The organism is Yersinia similis (assembly GCF_001053095.1).
GTDB lineage: Bacteria > Pseudomonadota > Gammaproteobacteria > Enterobacterales > Enterobacteriaceae > Yersinia > Yersinia similis.
This window is the reverse complement of the sequence record NZ_CGBP01000025.1, coordinates 1-15,776: the sequence shown is the minus strand read 5'-3', so window position 1 is coordinate 15,776 and position 15,776 is coordinate 1. Positions and strand designations below refer to the sequence as shown.

The following is a 15,776-nucleotide window of genomic DNA, read 5'->3' as shown; positions in this document are numbered from 1 at the left end:
TTTTGCAAGCGCGGTTACTGTTACCGCGCTTGCATCAATCTCAGTTTTTAGGGATATTTCTCCCCACTTCATCATCAACAACCAGTGCTCGTTCGATACTAATTTCTAATTCGTGGGCATTTCTTGCCAGATAAAAATTACCGGCTCCTACACAGTCTTTTTCCCAATCGATAATATTATTATCGGGAACGTAGCCAACCCCTATAAAAACCATTTTTATGCCATTATCTTTAATTTTCTGACACATACCTTCAGTAATCAATTTTTGCGTGATATTGATGATGCCCACTTTCTGATCGTGTGGAGAACTCATTTTTTGCGTATTATCATCACCATCAGACAGGATAATCATCAGTTTATTGTTATTTGGGCTTTCAGTGAGCATTTTGTTACCCACTAATATTCCCGAGCTGGCTAATGTTCCCCCCTCAGCATTCATCTTGAGGATTTCGTCTATATCTCCTTTTGAATTATGATCAAAATTAAGTGATTTTGCGTTGGTCTCTTTTAGACAGAAAAATGGATCTAATATGTCATCCATTGGTATATCAATCGTTTCACCATTTTGGTCAATTGAGTTTATTGTTTCTTTATAATCAATATGTTCTTCCACAATTTTAGTGATGGTAGAAATTTGATTTACTTTATATGCTTTATCAATAAAATATTTGGCCTGCTCTCGGGTTTTAGTTGATATTATATTTTCTTTATATTTTTTTTCTATTTCAGTAAGGATGGCGTGGTGTTTATCTTCATCTAATTTACCGTAAGCGATATTATCGATCCCACTGAGATTTTCCAAACCAGGAATATACTTCAAATTTGAGGCAGTATAACGTTGAAGATAATGACCATTTCCATCAATTTTCTTAGGTGAATAGGGGAAGTGGCAATAAGTAGATGATAACTGCCCATTGGTAGACATTCTTTTGGTGCCCCATGAGAAGGGAACAAATCCAATTGTATTAATACCATCATTTGAAAATATTCGCTTATTTAATTTTACAAAAATTGCTTTTAGCTCATCAAGTTTAGTTATTCTGTTATTTAGCTCAATATCCCCGAAAGGTAAATTCATCGATCCGGAAAAATCGGTAACAAACACGACATCTATAGGTTCGGCTATTGATGATAAATACTTTCTGGCGGCCGCATTTTCGCTAACATCCCATGTCGGCGAGGGAGTTTGTTTTAAGTAAGAGTTTAATAATGCTAACTGATAATTCATCTGCAGACTGGCATTATATTCAGTGTAACCTAAAATCTCATTGTAGGTATTGACTATCCTTGGTTGCGAGAAACGCTCTGACGGTAAATAAGATTGTGCATACGATGTAACCAGATAATTATTTCTATTATTACTGGTTCTATCGTTCCTAAAATTATTTTCTGTTGATAAGGCTAAAGATGCTTGTTCAAGCGCATCAGAGAGTTTAGCTCTCTTTTGGATAAAGTGAGAAAATTCAAAAGACAAAAATATCAACCCAATAAAAACAGGTATTAACGCCACAAAAGAAAATAGAATGGCCCCCTGTCTATTTTTAAGAAAAAACTCACATTTCTCTAGTATGAAAGTTGCCATTGTTTTTTTTTGCATATATAACCTTTATTATATTTTATTTATACCCAAAAAATTCCAGGTGCAGGAAAGTGCAGCCAACGTACATGCAACTTGAAGTATGTTGGGTATATTCGTAGGCTGTTTAGCGCCCGATAGTGATAGCCGATGATTTCAATGTTGGCAGGGGGCTTACACTCATCAGGTCACGGTATCTCTGAGGGGGAGGCAGGCATATTGTGACCTGATAGAGCGGCACCCAGCGTTCACTTTGGCTTAATGGTGATAGTGCAACTAACCCACGGAGCGGTTGAACCGGGGAGCAATCGCCAGTGCTGAATGACAGGCTCTTGTGCTCATCAACTTGTTGCTGACGAGAACCTGGTGGCTCGATGGGGTTAAAATGTAATGTCTCTACTCGCATCGTGAGGTTATCAGCAGGTACACCCGAGTTGAGTAACGCACGCTGAACAAGATCTTTGAGTTGATCAACTTGCTGTTGATTCAATTCAGGATCATGTGGATATAACCGCCCCCTTTCACGAATGATACCCGCCGCTGAATATGAAAGACGATCTAACTTACCGGAAATCGACTGATATTCAGCGATAGTAATCAGCAGTTTTATAAATAAAACAATAATAAAAGTCACAAATGCAAATTCAACAATAATTGCACCACCTTGATTATTGATTAACGTATTATTTTTCTTGGACAAAAATCACCTCCCTGGACAATAACGTATTTACCCATGCCTGAGGGAAAGGTAAGAATATCGGCTGGTAATTTAATCGTACCTGATAGTGGGCGAGTGGTAGAGTGTGATTGTTTTCTTCACTATTGCCATTAATAAGATCAGCCACACTATGACTAAAATTAACCGTAAGTCTTGCGGAGGGGGGGGTATGAACCAATGCCCCCAGAACAGTAACTTGTTGATTAAAATGGCGGTCAAAAAGTTGTTGATAAGAGAGTTCGTTTTCATCATCCTTATTTTTAGCGGTTTTAGCTGCTTCAGATAATGCGAAATCAAGATTAGCCGATATATAAAACAAGCGAGAGGTTTCTACAACCAATAGCAGCATAAAGATAAAAAGGATAAAAATTAACGTAAATTCAACAGCGATAGAACCTCTATTCGCCGGCAATAAACGTAATATTGTATATCTCATCATTTTTCCCTAATGACGGATTGTTCTTGAGGGAGTGAATCAACCTGACTCAGCGCTAACACTAACTCGTCAGCATTATCAGATAACCGCTCAGCTTCAATAATGTTCTTTGCGTAGCGAGTATCACCAATTTTAATCAATGCAAATACCAGATTATGTAATATTAAACTGTTTCTTTTACCGGAAAGATAGTCCGGTAGTAATATCTTCACTGCGTCTTTATAACGTTTTTCTAACATTGAAATGACTGCAATATTATTTCTTGCAATATCTTCTTGGATAAACAGTGCCTGTGATTGAATAATAGCATTATGCGCTCCTGCTGTATCACCACTGTTAGCCAGAATAATACCTTTTAAGTTATGTGCTTCAGGATTATGGGGGGCAATAGATAATAATCTGTGCAGTACCGTGGTGGCACCAGAATTATCGCCTTTGTTAATTAAATTTTTTATCTGTAAAAGATAGATGGATACGTTGGGTATATGTGAAATGGGTTGTAGATAATATAAAGAAGAATAACTATCCCCGGAGATATAATAGGAATTAGCCAATTTAATTCTTATTGATTCGTCCTCTTTATTCTTTAGTGATTCGCGATAGAGTTTAATCAACCCAACTTGATTATTGGCTTTAATTAAAATGCTTTCACGATAAGAAAATTCTTTTGTGCTTAAACTCTGTTTACTCAAACAGCCGCTTAACAGAAAAAGCATCACTGGGATGATAAGAATAGTATTAAATATTTTTAACATAGTTAAGTAGCTCCAGAATACTCGGTGAGATAACCAATAAGACGAAAGGGATTAAAATAAATAAAAATAATGGAAGTGTTAGTTTTGTGGATAATTTACTGATGCTCTCTTCTGTCATCAGTAGCTGCATTTCTCTCATATCTTGTGATAAGTGAGTCAGTTGTTCGTACACCGTTGAGCCAAAACTAAGACTGTATTGCAGCGTGCTGCAAAACATTTTCATTTCTATTGCCGGTGAGTAATATTGAAGCTCTTTAATCGCATTTTCTAAACCATTTATTTCAGCACGCTTGGTCACTTTTGACATAATCAAGCATAGGTCGGTATTTATTGTTTGGAATTTTTGTGTAGTATAATTTAATGAGTTTTCTATTGTCATGCCAGATTGAACACATGCTGCTGTAATATCAATAAAGAAAGGCAAAGATTTCAATAAGGTGCTTGTTCTTTTGGTGAGTACACTTTTTATTATCATTTTGGGTGCATATAAGGTTGTGATAATAGATAACAACCCAATAATGATCAATGTTTTTTGAGTGATATTCACTATATTAAAAATAGCCAATATTGCAGTGACTAATAATATAAAAATAATAATTAAAACCTTTAGATACAGAATATTAGATAAAACAATAGGGAGTTTTATAAAATCAGACAGTACGGTCGGTTTATCTTTTGTGTCATTATTTGTCTCTTTGCTTTTATTTTCACGCGAGTTTATTTTATTATAAGTTGATATTCTTCTTGAGCGCGAGTTAACTTTTAACATTATAATCAAACCAAATAGTATTAATAACGTAAAGAAAATTATTCTCATAGGGATTTACCTAGCATTTTCCTAATAATTAATATACCAATAACCTCACTAGTAATAATATAATAGATAATAAATCTACCTGTGGGGTGTTGCCATACAAACTCTATCGTCGTGGGGTCGAGTAGATAAAGTAAAAAAGAAAATAACATTGGCATGATAGAAATAATATTAACCGACATTCTTATTTGAGCTGTCATGACGGCCTTCTTTTGTTCGGTTGTTTTTTTCTTTGTTATTATCTGGGATAATCGGGTAATCAGTTCTTTTAACTGCCCTCCTTGCTGAATATTAAGCAGTATGATTGTCACTAAGAAATAAAATTCTGGATAATGGAACCTCTCATACGCATCATAAAAAACGGTTTCAGGGGGTTCACCAAGATTTAATCGCCGACAGATCAACCCTAATTCTTGCCCTAGGGGGCCTCTAATCTCTTTCCCACAGCGCTCCAGTACTTGATTTATACTGGCACCACTGCTTGCTGCCATATTAATCATTAATAATACTTCAGGGAAATCTTGCTTAAATAATAAATAATGTTTTGAACGAGCATATTTTAGTTGTAAAAAAATAATAAAAATTATGTTGATAATAAAAATAAAAGAATAATTAACATTAATCCAAGTGCTGTTTATATAATAGACTATTGCCAGTGAAGCTAGTGGCAATAATATATGAGGTGTATTTTTACTATGGGTTGATAAATAATTAACCCATTCAAAAAATATTTTCTTTATCAGTATAGTAATAGACGAGGTACTTTTCGCCTTGCTCTTTTTGGTATTGCTTATTGAGCGCTTTATTTTCATCCATTTAAGGTTATTCAGTACAAGTAATAAAATACCAGATAACACTACGACGTAATAAATCATTTGCTCACCGTAGAGAAAACACTGTTTAACTCAGTGGCCAGATTATGGATATCGGCGTTTATTCTGACTGATGAGCGATTAAATAGCCCATGGTTGATAAACTCACCCTGAATACGCCCTTGATCATCACGAGTACTGGCTGGTTGAAAAGTAAATATATCTTGCAAAACAACATGTTCACCTTCCATTCCCATGATCTCGCTGATATTGCGAATTTTTCGCGAGCCATCATTCATACGTGATACTTGGACAATAAGATTAATTGCAGATGCAATATTACGGCGGATGGTAATGAGAGGCATATTGACCGGCCCCATCATAATCATACTCTCTAAACGGGCGACAGCATCACGGGGAGTATTGGCATGTAGGGTGGACATTGAACCGTTATGGCCAGTATTCATCGCCTGCAACATTTCAAAGGTTTCCTCACCCCGGCACTCACCAATAATGATCCTGTCAGGGCGCATACGCAGAGAGTTAATCACCAGATCGCGCATGGTTATCTGGCCGGTATTCTCCAGCCCTGCCAGACGGGTTTCCATCCTGACCACATGAGGTTGCTCCAGATTCAGTTCCGCAGCATCTTCTAGTGTTATCACCCGCTCATCTTCTGAAATATATTTTGAAAGCGCATTCAATAGCGTGGTTTTCCCTGAACCTGTACCTCCGGAAATAATAATATTTACCCGGCAACTGGCAGCAATAATCAGGAAATTTGCCATATCACTACTCATGGCTCCCATATCTACCAAATCTTCTAATCTCCGTTTATTTTTACTGAATTTACGGATAGAAAGGACGGTGCCATCTAAAGCAATGGGGCTGATAGCGACGTTTATTCGGCTGCCATCGATTAAACGGGCATCTGCTAATGGGCGTCCTTCATCAATGCGTCGATTAACCTTTTGCATTAAACGCTTTGCGATATCGGTGAGCTGAGTGTTATTAACAAACCGCCGATCAGTTAATTTTAACAGACCATATCTTTCGATGAATATTCTTTCTGGACCATTGACCATAATATCACTAATGGAATCATCCTCCATAAGTTCTCTTAATGGGCCAAAGCCGGTTATTTCATCGGCTATCATTTCAATAATATATTTTTGAGCTTGAGTCGTTAAGTTATATTCATTGTTATTAAATAAATCATCGAATGTTTGAGAGAGCAATCCGATAAGTTTGTTACGATCACCAACCAGGAGTTCAACTTTATTAATGTCAATATTGGCTAACATTCTTTCACGCATTAACTCTTGTATTTTTAAAGGGACAATCATAATAACCTCATTTATTTAAATAATTTATTGAGTTTTTCCCTAATCCACATATTGGTATGAGAGGATAAATTTATATTTATACCTAAAGATTGTTTTGCCAGTTCAACAATCTTAGTTTTCTTTCTGCCAAAATAGTCAGGGCTATTCAGTGATTTTTTCGCATTGTTGATATAAGGTATCGCTGTATCAATAGAATGGCCTAATAATGATTGGATATCAGAAACCGTCAACATATCTTTTGTTATTGGTCTGTTTTCGTTAAGGCAAATAAATAATCTAATGGCTTGCCTATTATCTCTCTTGAATCTTTCCAAAGTATCAATAAACTCTTTCGCTACACGAACTGACATCATGCTATGATCAATAAGTAGAATAATGCAATTTGAGTTAGAGATATAGTCTAGTGTTTTTTCTTTACGTGCATTATGAATTGTCTGATCGAAAATAATAAAGTTATGTTTTTTATTGTTATGCTCATTAACTTCACTGAGTTTTCTTTCGTTTCCTCGCATAAGATCAAAATTTTTCTGGTAATCAGTAATATCTTCGCCCATTTTTTTTTCAGTGATCAAATCGAGATCTTGAGAACCTTGATTGCCTTGTAATAACAAGGTAGGCGATTTTTTTATTTGGGTGATCACATGCGCCAGTTGGTAACTGAGTAATGTCGTGCCTATCCCCCCGCGGCAACCCAGTATACTGATAAAAAATGCTTTTCTATCTGACTCTATTTGGATACCTTTTAGTAAATTTTGCGTGAGATCGGGCAATTGTGATTGGATGTGAAGATATAAGATACCTCTCTCAATAAATTGTTGTGCAACACTAATAGAATCGATATCACCCACTAATATACACCAACTGTCCCGTGGTGTATGAATCTTCATTAGGTCAAAAATAGTGTTGATATCATGATTATCATTTATATCTATAATAATCCCTTTCACATTGTCGGGAAGCGAGATTGATGATGTACTAAAAATATCATCATCTATTTCTTTGATGTTTTTTATATCAGCCAATCGCACATGTTCAGATATTTTATCTTTTAACCATTTTCTGGTTGAGATAATCACAATAACACTTTTTTCCCTATTGTCTTTTTTGTTGATTAGATCTTTATTGAGAATTAATTGCATGCTACCACCATTATAAATTTTTATTCCATGATTCGATAATGGCGTAATGTCTATTTTTATAAACAGAACACCCATGAACATCATTATTTTTATTCCGGTAGTCCTTATTCATATAATTGCAATTTAATTCTAATGGCAGACTGTCATTTAATTTAAGGGGAAATTGATGTTTTTCAATTTTATTGGTGAGATATTCATCTATTAATATGTAAGAATACTCATTGGCGGATGGTTTAATTGTGACCGCAGTAGTCCCTCTATTAGAAAAGAGAATAGCCATTATGATGAATATCCATTTCATTTTATAAAACCTCCTTTTTGCAGAAAATCTTTCGCCTGTTTTCTACGCTTAGTATCTTTGATATTGGTCAGATTGAAAAAACGTTCTACCGTAGAGGTATGCATAAAATCAGGGAGTTCAATCTGTCTTGCCGATACCGGTTTTACCAGGTTTACGGTTGCGACTACCACCAATTCACTCTGATTCCTCTGAGTTTGTGCATTACGGAATAAAGCCCCTAATAAGGGAACATCACCAATAAACGGAATTTTTTTAAGTGACTCCCGTTCAGTACTACTGATCAGGCCACCGAGGATAAAACTTTCACCATCACCTAACTCTACTGTGGTATTTGCCTTACGTATGCGTAATGAAGGGTAGGAGTCCCCACCTCTAAGATTAAATACTTTATCGATACTGCTGACCTCTTCACCTAACATGACACGGATACGTTTCTTCTCATTCACTTTGGCACCAATGTTTAATTTAATGCCAAACTCTTTATATTCGACATTAATACCATTCTGATTGGTGCTAACAATCGGTATTTCACCGCCAACCAAGAAGGAGGCATATTCACCTGATAAGACCGATAGATTCGGTTCTGCCAGTACTTTGGCAATTGCCTCATCATTAATAGCATGGACTAATGTGCTGATGCTTTGTGCATTAAAATTTAAAAACTGAAAAGCGCCTGCTGCACTTTTTATCGAATTCCAATCTAGCCCTATGTTTTCAGTAAAATCTTTAGTTATTTCTACAATAGTGAGTTTTACATTAACTTGATTGGCTTGAGGTAATTTAATTTTATTAATAACACCCCGATATTCAGGGTTGCTTTGATAACTCTCTTCTCTCTCTTTTTCTTTTTTACTTGCAGTCGCCTCGCCGATAATACTGGTAATGGTATCTTTTGCTTCCTCGGTTTCGGCACTCCCCGTAAGTATATAGCTTTCGCCTATCTTATTTATTTCTATCTTACTATCAGGAAACTCTGTACGTATTCTTCGATAAGCATCATTGATAGTATTATTCACCAGCACTCGTGTTTTACTTATCGGCTGATGATTTTTGTTGAACAAAGTGAATTCAGCCAAGCCTTCTTTTTTAGCATAAATAATAACACTGTTATTATCGACTATTTCATAGTCAGCTGTTTTTGCGGCAGAGACAAAAACCGTATCTATCTCTTCCTGTGTTTTTATAATGTGTGAACCACCAATGGGCAGATAAATTTGCTTGGCAGTAGCTGTGTTTTCAAACAAAAAGTAGAGAATAAAGATAACCGAGAATATAATTATATTTTGTTTTTTATCTTTTAGTTGATGTCGATTCATCCTCTTAGCTCTCTTATTGTCTGTAATGTAGGGATAATTTCATCCAAATCTATTCGTTTGTGATCGCCACTCTTGGGGGTTAAAAACACCTCACCGGCTTTCTCCACCGTATGGATAAATTCGAGGTCTTGTATTTTCATTATCACTTCAATATAACCCAGGGAATACTCTTCAGTCTTATTGTTTTTGTTGTTTTTTACTGATAACTCTTCAGATGAATACGTTTTAATGCTTAATATCGGCATGTTAGGTATCACGTTATTAAGTGAATACTTTTGCCTTTGCTTGCTATTCATACTATTGCTATCAATAGCAATACCATTTTCCATTCCTTTTGCTTTATTCGTTTCAAGTGTCAGCAATTGGAATGAAAGAAAGTCACCCGGATTTAAGGTGTTCAGTAAGTATTCATTTTTTTTCGTAATAAAAAATTTATAAATTATCTCTCCGTTTTTTAAATTTAACTGGGAAAATTCATGGCTATTGGGCGAGATTAACATTTCATCGGTAATATATGAACCCGCTAAAATATTGTTTTTTAATAAATGACCATCAATTCTATGACCATGTGATAGATCATTTTTAACCAGACCGCTCGATTCATCTACAGTGATATTCTGTAATGAATAATCTTGTCTGGAGACTAAAGCACCGGCGCTAAGGTCATGGCGTGTTTGGGCTAATACAATGTTTTTCTCTTTTCTTTTCTCTGTCTGAGCCAGTAATTCAGGTATCTCCTTATCAGGATTTAACAGAATACCGGAGATTCCGATGGCAACAATCAGGAGTGAAAATAATATAAGAAATTTTCGATTCATTATTCGTACCTTTTGTCATGCTATCGTGATAAATCAATTTATTTCAGCCATTTAAATTAATACAGATAATAGAAATCCAGCAGTGATAGCAATGGCGTAGGGAATCCCGCGTTTTTGGATATCAGCGCGATTGATTAATAAACCTACTAACATAACAACTCCGCCCATGATCGCTGTGTAGATTATAAAATTTAATGACTGTTCTGCCGTCAGTGCCAGCAGGAGTACTGTGATCAATTTTACATCGCCGCCTCCCATCACGTTGAAATGAAAAATAATATAGCCGAAAAATAGTGCGACAATAGGAATAATGATACTAACAGTATGATGTGTTACCAGGATCAATATAATGGCGTTGAATGCAATGCTAATAACAAACTTATTGCTTATTATTCTGTGGCGGATGTCACTGTAACAAACAAATAATAGCTGAGAGACGATTAATACCATTAACGAGAATCTAATTATATCCATCGTCAGACCTAATATTAAGGTAAAGGATATGGCAGCCAACGGCTGCCATATTTATTGCTGATATTATGGAGCAATACTTGTTTTTGCTGCTGAGATGGTATTCTCAATCAATTCCTTCAACTCTGGTTTTGCCAGACCAATAAAGACACCCGCCAGTGCAATGATCATCACATATTCAATGATAGAACCACGGTTATCCTGTGCGAAGGCTTGTGCTTTAACTTGTGCGGTAACGTAAGCTTTAGTCATGAAGTTCATCATAATACTTTTCCTTTTAAAATAGTTATGGGTGTTGTACCCGTTATGTTTTGTATGAGCACCGTGGCGTTCATTTTCTACTGCCAGACTAGAGTGAATTTTTTCTTTCTTGCCTCGTTCGTAGTGCTAACTATTTAACGGTGTTTTTTGTTTTTTGGCTTCATGGCAATCATCATTTAGTCTTTTAAAATTACACTTATCTCACTCTTAATATTAACGATAAGTCACTCTCCTTTTAATAAGATAATAATGACCAAAGCTGAGAGAAATGAGAGCCAACAGAAAGAGAAAACAGCCAATAATGAGATCAGTTTTTTCCAACGGTAGCTGTGCAAAAAACTTTTCTTAGTGGCTGGAGGGGATAATGTCATTGTTCCGGCATTGGTGGGTATTGTAGCTACCGCCAACAGAGTAGGATCGTGCATGATAGAAACGGGGTTAGCAGTCTCACTACTCTGTTGATTTTCTAGACTGCTATTTATCGCTATCTGGCTAATCGACCCGGTATAGCGCACCCCTTTACGGGGGATGGTGTGTATCAGCGATTCTTTTAGGCCGACCTGTAGGAAGGCTTTACGCAGCATATACAACTGCCCATAGTAGCTGCTCTCACTGATAGCCCCTCGTTGCTCTTTCCACACTTCATTGATGATCTCTTCTTTTTCAGTGACGCCATTAAGTAAGAGTTGTAAAAATCTAAGATTATTTTCAGTTAATATCGCCACTGATCCATCGGGTCCGCTTAAGCAGCGTTTTTCCGGAGAGAATAGCACCGCGCCTTCTAATTTAAACACAATCTCATTTTTCTCCATACTGGTGGCTACCTGTTCTGTGTGAGTGGTCTGTGTATGTTTCTAATGTTTTTATGCAATTTATTATGATTTGTGTCGCATCGCTGTATTTAGCGTTGTTTTCTCCTTTCGACATATTGTGTGGAAAAAAGAAAATCTTGGTCATAATATGGTCGTAATAATGTTATTAAGATTGTGGTGAATTGTCTTTATTTTAACTTTCAATATTCTTAATGAGTTTTCTGGCGTATTTTCTCATGATGTAGTGATGAGTAACAAGTTGTATTCTATCTTGATTGCATCCATATTTATTATTTATCATTATCTGTTCTTATTTGTTTGTTTTTTATTTTCGTTGATTTAAATGTTATTTTATATAACTCTCAATATTGTTCTTCTATATTCATCTCGGTTCTTGTATTTCTTTAATAAATCTGTTTTCGTGAGGTGTTACGTAAGTAATATAATGGATACGTAAGATGTAATAAGTAGAGCGGGGGGGGAGAGATATTTAGGCGCAAACTACGTGGGGGTACGGTTAGGTAAAATAGGGGTTATCTGATCAGTAGAATGTTTTGAGTAAAGGAGTATGAATTTATTTGTTCTATTGCCCGGCGGTCACGGTATTGAACGATTGGCTTCTAGTGCTGTTGTTTTCTGTATCGCTAAACATGCAGTCAGGTTGAGATGTGATGAGAGAGCAACGGAAAGCCCTAAGACCTGAGAGGCCAGACTTAGGTCTGAATTAATAACAAATCATGAACCGCTAATCACAAGCTAGGGCTGGCGGTCTGCCTTATGCAGCAACATATACACCGCCGGGATGACTAGCATTGAAAGTAGCGGCGCACTGAGCATACCGCCTATCATCGGAGCGGCAATACGTTGCATCACCTCCGAACCCGCACCGCCACCCCACATTATGGGCAGCAGCCCCGCCATGATAGTCGCCACGGTCATGGCTTTTGGTCGCACCCGTAATACAGCACCCTCGTAAATTGCTGTTCGCATCTGGCTGGCACTCATGGGGACACCAGGTTGTTGATGTTTCTTTACCGCCTGATTGAGGTAAAGCATGTGTCACGTTGGGATTGATGTCAGTAAGGCAAAGCTACGACCAAAAACTCTTCCAGTAATTTAAACGAGAGGCTATCGATGGCCTGAGTAATTAACTGAGGGCGATCATAAACGGGCACAACTTCTGGCACTGTTGCAAATAGTCGCTGAGGGTAAGTTTCCTCTCAGGTTAAAACTTTAGAGACTGAAAACGTAGTTGCTCAGGCGCACTTCTCCCTGAGGGGGACGATAATACCAGGGTTTAGCCTGACCTTTACGCAACGCGCGCATCACCTCTATACCCTTGATTGTGGCATAAGCGGTTTTTATGGATTTGAAGCCTAACATCGGATTGATTATCCGCTTCAACTTACCGTGGCCGCATTTAATCACGTTGTTAAGATATTTCACCTGCCGATGCTCAACACTAAGTGGACACTTGCCCTCACGCTTCAGCAGCGCCAGTGCTCTGCCATATTTACAGTACCAGCGAACAGCCCAAAGGATTATCTCGCCTTGAAAATGTCGGCCATGGAAAGGGTTCATATGCTGCTCCTTCTGCAAAAAGAGAGCTCAGTTTATCACCACTGCCTATTTGCAACTGCAACAGTGCCGAGGGATGTCCATCACATCACTACACCTACAAATCTATGTGATGAGATAATTCCTACATGAAGAGGTATTCAATCTTATATCACTACGCTATTGTTTTATTATAGAATTATTATCTAGATATATTCCTAACCTAAGATTATTGTGAAAACTGACACGGCAAATTAAAAAATAGCTGCCATTGTATTTTTCAATAGTTACTACTACCTTAAATTAAGGTCCTTTTCTAAGATTAAATTAAATAATTACATTTTTGTTTAAATTTATTTTTATCTATTGATTAATAATATTTTTTAGTTACTGCGCTCGAAAAAACGAGTGCACAATCCCATTATAATAACTATGTGTAATGAATGACCTTTGTTTATTATCCTTAATAAAGAGTGATGTTCGTTATTTATGAGCGTATACATGATTAAATGTTTTTCTTTTTTTAAAAAACCAGAGCCTACTGTCGGTGTTTTACCGAACAGACAAAGTCATTATATTCTCCCAACCCACATCAGACGGGTTGCCTGGGGCACACTACTATTACAATTATTTGTCCCGCTGAGCGTCTCTTTCTCACCGGCAATTGCGGCAATGAAGGCGTCAAAAGCCGACACAATAGTCTCCTATTCATCTACTGAGCCTTATGTGCTGGGGTCGGATGAAACCGTCGCTATGGTGGCGAAAAAATACGGGATTACCGTTGACGAACTCAAAAAAATAAATATTTATCGGACTTTTTCCCGTCCCTTCACTGCCCTGACGACGGGCGATGAAATTGATGTCCCCCGTAAAGCCTCTCCCTTCTCGGTAGATAACAATAAAGACAACAGACTTTCAGTAGAAAATACATTAGCCGGTCATGCAGTGGCGGGTGCCACTGCCTTATCCAACGGTGATGTCGCTAAATCCGGTGAGCGGATGGTGCGTTCTGCGGCCAGCAATGAATTCAATAACTCAGCACAACAGTGGCTGAGTCAGTTCGGTACTGCTCGCGTACAGTTGAATATTAATGATGACTTCCATCTGGACGGCAGTGCGGCCGATGTCTTGATCCCGCTGTATGATAATGAAAAATCCATTCTCTTTACCCAACTCGGTGCCCGTAATAAAGACAGCCGCAATACGGTCAATATGGGGGCCGGGGTTCGTACCTTCCAGGGGAACTGGATGTATGGTGCCAATACCTTCTTTGATAATGATCTCACCGGTAAGAACCGGCGTATCGGCGTGGGCGCAGAAGCCTGGACTGATTATCTGAAATTGTCCGCCAACAACTATTTTGGTATCACGGACTGGCACCAGTCACGGGACTTTATCGATTATAACGAACGCCCGGCCAACGGTTATGACCTGCGGGCGGAAGCCTATTTACCGTCGTATCCCCAGTTGGGCGGTAAGGCGATGTATGAAAAATACCGGGGTGATGATGTCGCGCTGTTTGGCAAAGATAACCGCCAGAAAAATCCGCACGCCATTACTGCGGGAGTGAATTATACCCCCATCCCATTAGTGACTATTGGCGCTGAGCATCGCGCCGGTAAAGGTGGGCAAAACGACAGCAATATCAACTTCCAATTGAACTATCGCCTGGGTGAAACGTGGCAATCCCATATCGACCCCTCAGCCGTTGCAGCGAGCCGTACACTGGCCGGGAGTCGCTATGATTTGGTTGAACGTAACAATCATATTGTGCTGGATTACCAGAAACAGAATTTGGTGCGGTTGTCCTTACCGGACAGTCTGGCGGGCGATCCTTTCTCGCAGCTCTCCGTCACCGCGCAAGTGACGGCAACACACGGGCTTGAGCGTATAGATTGGCAAAGTGCAGAGCTGATGGCGGCAGGTGGCGTGTTAAAACAAACCAGCAAGGATGGGCTGGAGATAACGCTGCCTGAGTATCAGATGAACAGAACCGGTGGTAACAGTTATATTCTGAACGCCATCGCCTATGACACCCAAGGTAATGCTTCCAGTCAGGCAAGCATGCTTATCACGGTGAATGCACAAAAAATAAACATTGCCAACTCTACGTTGGTGGCAGCGCCGGTCAATATCGAAGCCAATAACAGCGATACCTCGGTGGTGACGCTGACGCTGAAAGACGGCAACAATATTCCGGTAACGGGTCAGAATGTGACCTTTCTTAGTCCCCTGGGAACACTGAGTGCCATGACCGATAGCGGCAACGGTGTCTACACCGCGACCCTGACGGCGGGAACGGTATCGGGCACCACCGCTGTCAGCTCGAATATCAACGGCATTGCGCTGGACATGACCCCAGCTACGGTGACCCTGAACGGCAACAGTGGCGAGCTGAGCACCACGAACTCTACCCTTGTAGCAGCGCCGGTCAATATCGAAGCCAATGGCAGCGACACTTCGGTGGTAACGTTGACGCTGCGTGATAACAACAACAACCCGGTCACCGGACAGACGGTGAACTTTGCCGGGACGCTGGGCACCCTTGGCGCAGTTACTGAGGGTAGCAGTGGTGTCTACACCGCCACCCTGACCGCCGGGATCATAGTGGGGACGTCCAGTATCACCGCCAGTGTGAACAGCA

General features: G+C 38.7%; 15 protein-coding genes and 2 pseudogenes. 1 reads left to right on the top strand and 16 read right to left on the bottom strand.

What is annotated here, in order from left to right; genetic code table 11:
• Positions 1–40: 40 nt before the first annotated feature.
• The 16 genes and pseudogenes from AC971_RS16265 to AC971_RS16190 form a co-directional block, all read right to left on the bottom strand.
• The gene (locus AC971_RS16265) at positions 41–1,597 is read right to left on the bottom strand and encodes a TadE/TadG family type IV pilus assembly protein (protein WP_025381417.1); all 1,557 of its coding nucleotides are present in this window, start codon (positions 1,595–1,597) and stop codon (positions 41–43) included.
• A 106-nt stretch (positions 1,598–1,703) separates the two neighbouring features.
• Complete coding sequence (tadF, locus tag AC971_RS16260; RefSeq protein WP_025381416.1) at positions 1,704–2,276, bottom strand: tight adherence pilus pseudopilin TadF; 573 nt, start codon at positions 2,274–2,276, stop codon at positions 1,704–1,706.
• Positions 2,260–2,733 (bottom strand): TadE/TadG family type IV pilus assembly protein, encoded by a 474-nt coding sequence (locus AC971_RS16255; protein ID WP_025381415.1) that lies wholly within the window; start codon positions 2,731–2,733, stop codon positions 2,260–2,262. The genes tadF and AC971_RS16255 overlap by 17 nt, the downstream gene beginning before the upstream one ends.
• Positions 2,730–3,485, bottom strand: a complete 756-nt coding sequence (locus tag AC971_RS16250) for a tetratricopeptide repeat protein (RefSeq protein WP_025381414.1) — start codon at positions 3,483–3,485, stop codon at positions 2,730–2,732. The genes AC971_RS16255 and AC971_RS16250 overlap by 4 nt, the downstream gene beginning before the upstream one ends.
• The gene (locus AC971_RS16245) at positions 3,469–4,302 is read right to left on the bottom strand and encodes a type II secretion system F family protein (RefSeq protein ID WP_025381413.1); all 834 of its coding nucleotides are present in this window, start codon (positions 4,300–4,302) and stop codon (positions 3,469–3,471) included. The genes AC971_RS16250 and AC971_RS16245 overlap by 17 nt, the downstream gene beginning before the upstream one ends.
• Positions 4,299–5,174 (bottom strand): type II secretion system F family protein, encoded by an 876-nt coding sequence (locus AC971_RS16240; protein WP_025381412.1) that lies wholly within the window; start codon positions 5,172–5,174, stop codon positions 4,299–4,301. The genes AC971_RS16245 and AC971_RS16240 overlap by 4 nt, the downstream gene beginning before the upstream one ends.
• On the bottom strand, positions 5,171–6,457 hold the full coding sequence (locus tag AC971_RS16235) for a TadA family conjugal transfer-associated ATPase (protein WP_025381411.1): 1,287 nt from the start codon (positions 6,455–6,457) through the stop codon (positions 5,171–5,173). The genes AC971_RS16240 and AC971_RS16235 overlap by 4 nt, the downstream gene beginning before the upstream one ends.
• Positions 6,458–6,468: 11 nt before the next feature.
• Entirely contained in the window at positions 6,469–7,596 is a 1,128-nt protein-coding gene (locus AC971_RS16230; protein WP_025381410.1) for a CpaE/TadZ family protein, read from the bottom strand.
• 10 nt (positions 7,597–7,606) lie between these two features.
• Positions 7,607–7,897, bottom strand: coding sequence for a hypothetical protein (locus AC971_RS24765; RefSeq protein ID WP_025381409.1), 291 nt, complete (start codon positions 7,895–7,897; stop codon positions 7,607–7,609).
• A complete protein-coding gene (locus AC971_RS16220) occupies positions 7,894–9,213 on the bottom strand; it encodes a type II and III secretion system protein family protein (RefSeq protein ID WP_025381408.1) in 1,320 nt (439 codons plus the stop codon). The genes AC971_RS24765 and AC971_RS16220 overlap by 4 nt, the downstream gene beginning before the upstream one ends.
• Positions 9,210–10,031, bottom strand: a complete 822-nt coding sequence (locus AC971_RS16215) for a tight adherance operon protein (protein ID WP_025381407.1) — start codon at positions 10,029–10,031, stop codon at positions 9,210–9,212. The genes AC971_RS16220 and AC971_RS16215 overlap by 4 nt, the downstream gene beginning before the upstream one ends.
• Before the next feature lie 51 nt (positions 10,032–10,082).
• The gene (locus AC971_RS16210; RefSeq protein ID WP_025381406.1) at positions 10,083–10,505 is read right to left on the bottom strand and encodes an A24 family peptidase; all 423 of its coding nucleotides are present in this window, start codon (positions 10,503–10,505) and stop codon (positions 10,083–10,085) included.
• 63 nt (positions 10,506–10,568) lie between these two features.
• A complete protein-coding gene (locus tag AC971_RS16205; RefSeq protein WP_012104483.1) occupies positions 10,569–10,766 on the bottom strand; it encodes a hypothetical protein in 198 nt (65 codons plus the stop codon).
• A 221-nt stretch (positions 10,767–10,987) separates the two neighbouring features.
• Positions 10,988–11,575 (bottom strand): winged helix-turn-helix domain-containing protein, encoded by a 588-nt coding sequence (locus tag AC971_RS16200; protein ID WP_012104484.1) that lies wholly within the window; start codon positions 11,573–11,575, stop codon positions 10,988–10,990.
• A gap of 756 nt (positions 11,576–12,331) precedes the next feature.
• Positions 12,332–12,631 (bottom strand): annotated as a pseudogene (locus AC971_RS16195) (efflux RND transporter permease subunit); the annotation flags it as partial.
• 177 nt (positions 12,632–12,808) lie between these two features.
• Positions 12,809–13,087, bottom strand: a pseudogene (locus tag AC971_RS16190) (DDE-type integrase/transposase/recombinase); the annotation flags it as partial.
• A 621-nt stretch (positions 13,088–13,708) separates the two neighbouring features.
• On the opposite strand from AC971_RS16190, the gene yrIlm reads away from it, so the two are divergent.
• The coding region (gene yrIlm, locus AC971_RS16185) for a YrIlm family inverse autotransporter adhesin (protein WP_231573023.1) at positions 13,709–15,776 on the top strand (2,068 nt) is incomplete at its 3' end.

Coding starts and splice junctions, on each gene's coding strand:
- AC971_RS16215 (WP_025381407.1), bottom strand. CDS start 10,031: ATGAATCGAAAATTTCTTATATTATTTTCACTCCTGATTGTTGCCATC.
- AC971_RS16230 (WP_025381410.1), bottom strand. CDS start 7,596: ATGCAATTAATTCTCAATAAAGATCTAATCAACAAAAAAGACAATAGG.
- AC971_RS16205 (WP_012104483.1), bottom strand. CDS start 10,766: ATGATGAACTTCATGACTAAAGCTTACGTTACCGCACAAGTTAAAGCA.
- AC971_RS16200 (WP_012104484.1), bottom strand. CDS start 11,575: ATGGAGAAAAATGAGATTGTGTTTAAATTAGAAGGCGCGGTGCTATTC.
- AC971_RS16245 (WP_025381413.1), bottom strand. CDS start 4,302: ATGAGAATAATTTTCTTTACGTTATTAATACTATTTGGTTTGATTATA.
- AC971_RS16265 (WP_025381417.1), bottom strand. CDS start 1,597: ATGCAAAAAAAAACAATGGCAACTTTCATACTAGAGAAATGTGAGTTT.
- AC971_RS16220 (WP_025381408.1), bottom strand. CDS start 9,213: ATGAATCGACATCAACTAAAAGATAAAAAACAAAATATAATTATATTC.
- AC971_RS16255 (WP_025381415.1), bottom strand. CDS start 2,733: ATGATGAGATATACAATATTACGTTTATTGCCGGCGAATAGAGGTTCT.
- AC971_RS24765 (WP_025381409.1), bottom strand. CDS start 7,897: ATGAAATGGATATTCATCATAATGGCTATTCTCTTTTCTAATAGAGGG.
- AC971_RS16250 (WP_025381414.1), bottom strand. CDS start 3,485: ATGTTAAAAATATTTAATACTATTCTTATCATCCCAGTGATGCTTTTT.
- AC971_RS16235 (WP_025381411.1), bottom strand. CDS start 6,457: ATGATTGTCCCTTTAAAAATACAAGAGTTAATGCGTGAAAGAATGTTA.
- AC971_RS16210 (WP_025381406.1), bottom strand. CDS start 10,505: ATGGATATAATTAGATTCTCGTTAATGGTATTAATCGTCTCTCAGCTA.
- AC971_RS16240 (WP_025381412.1), bottom strand. CDS start 5,174: ATGATTTATTACGTCGTAGTGTTATCTGGTATTTTATTACTTGTACTG.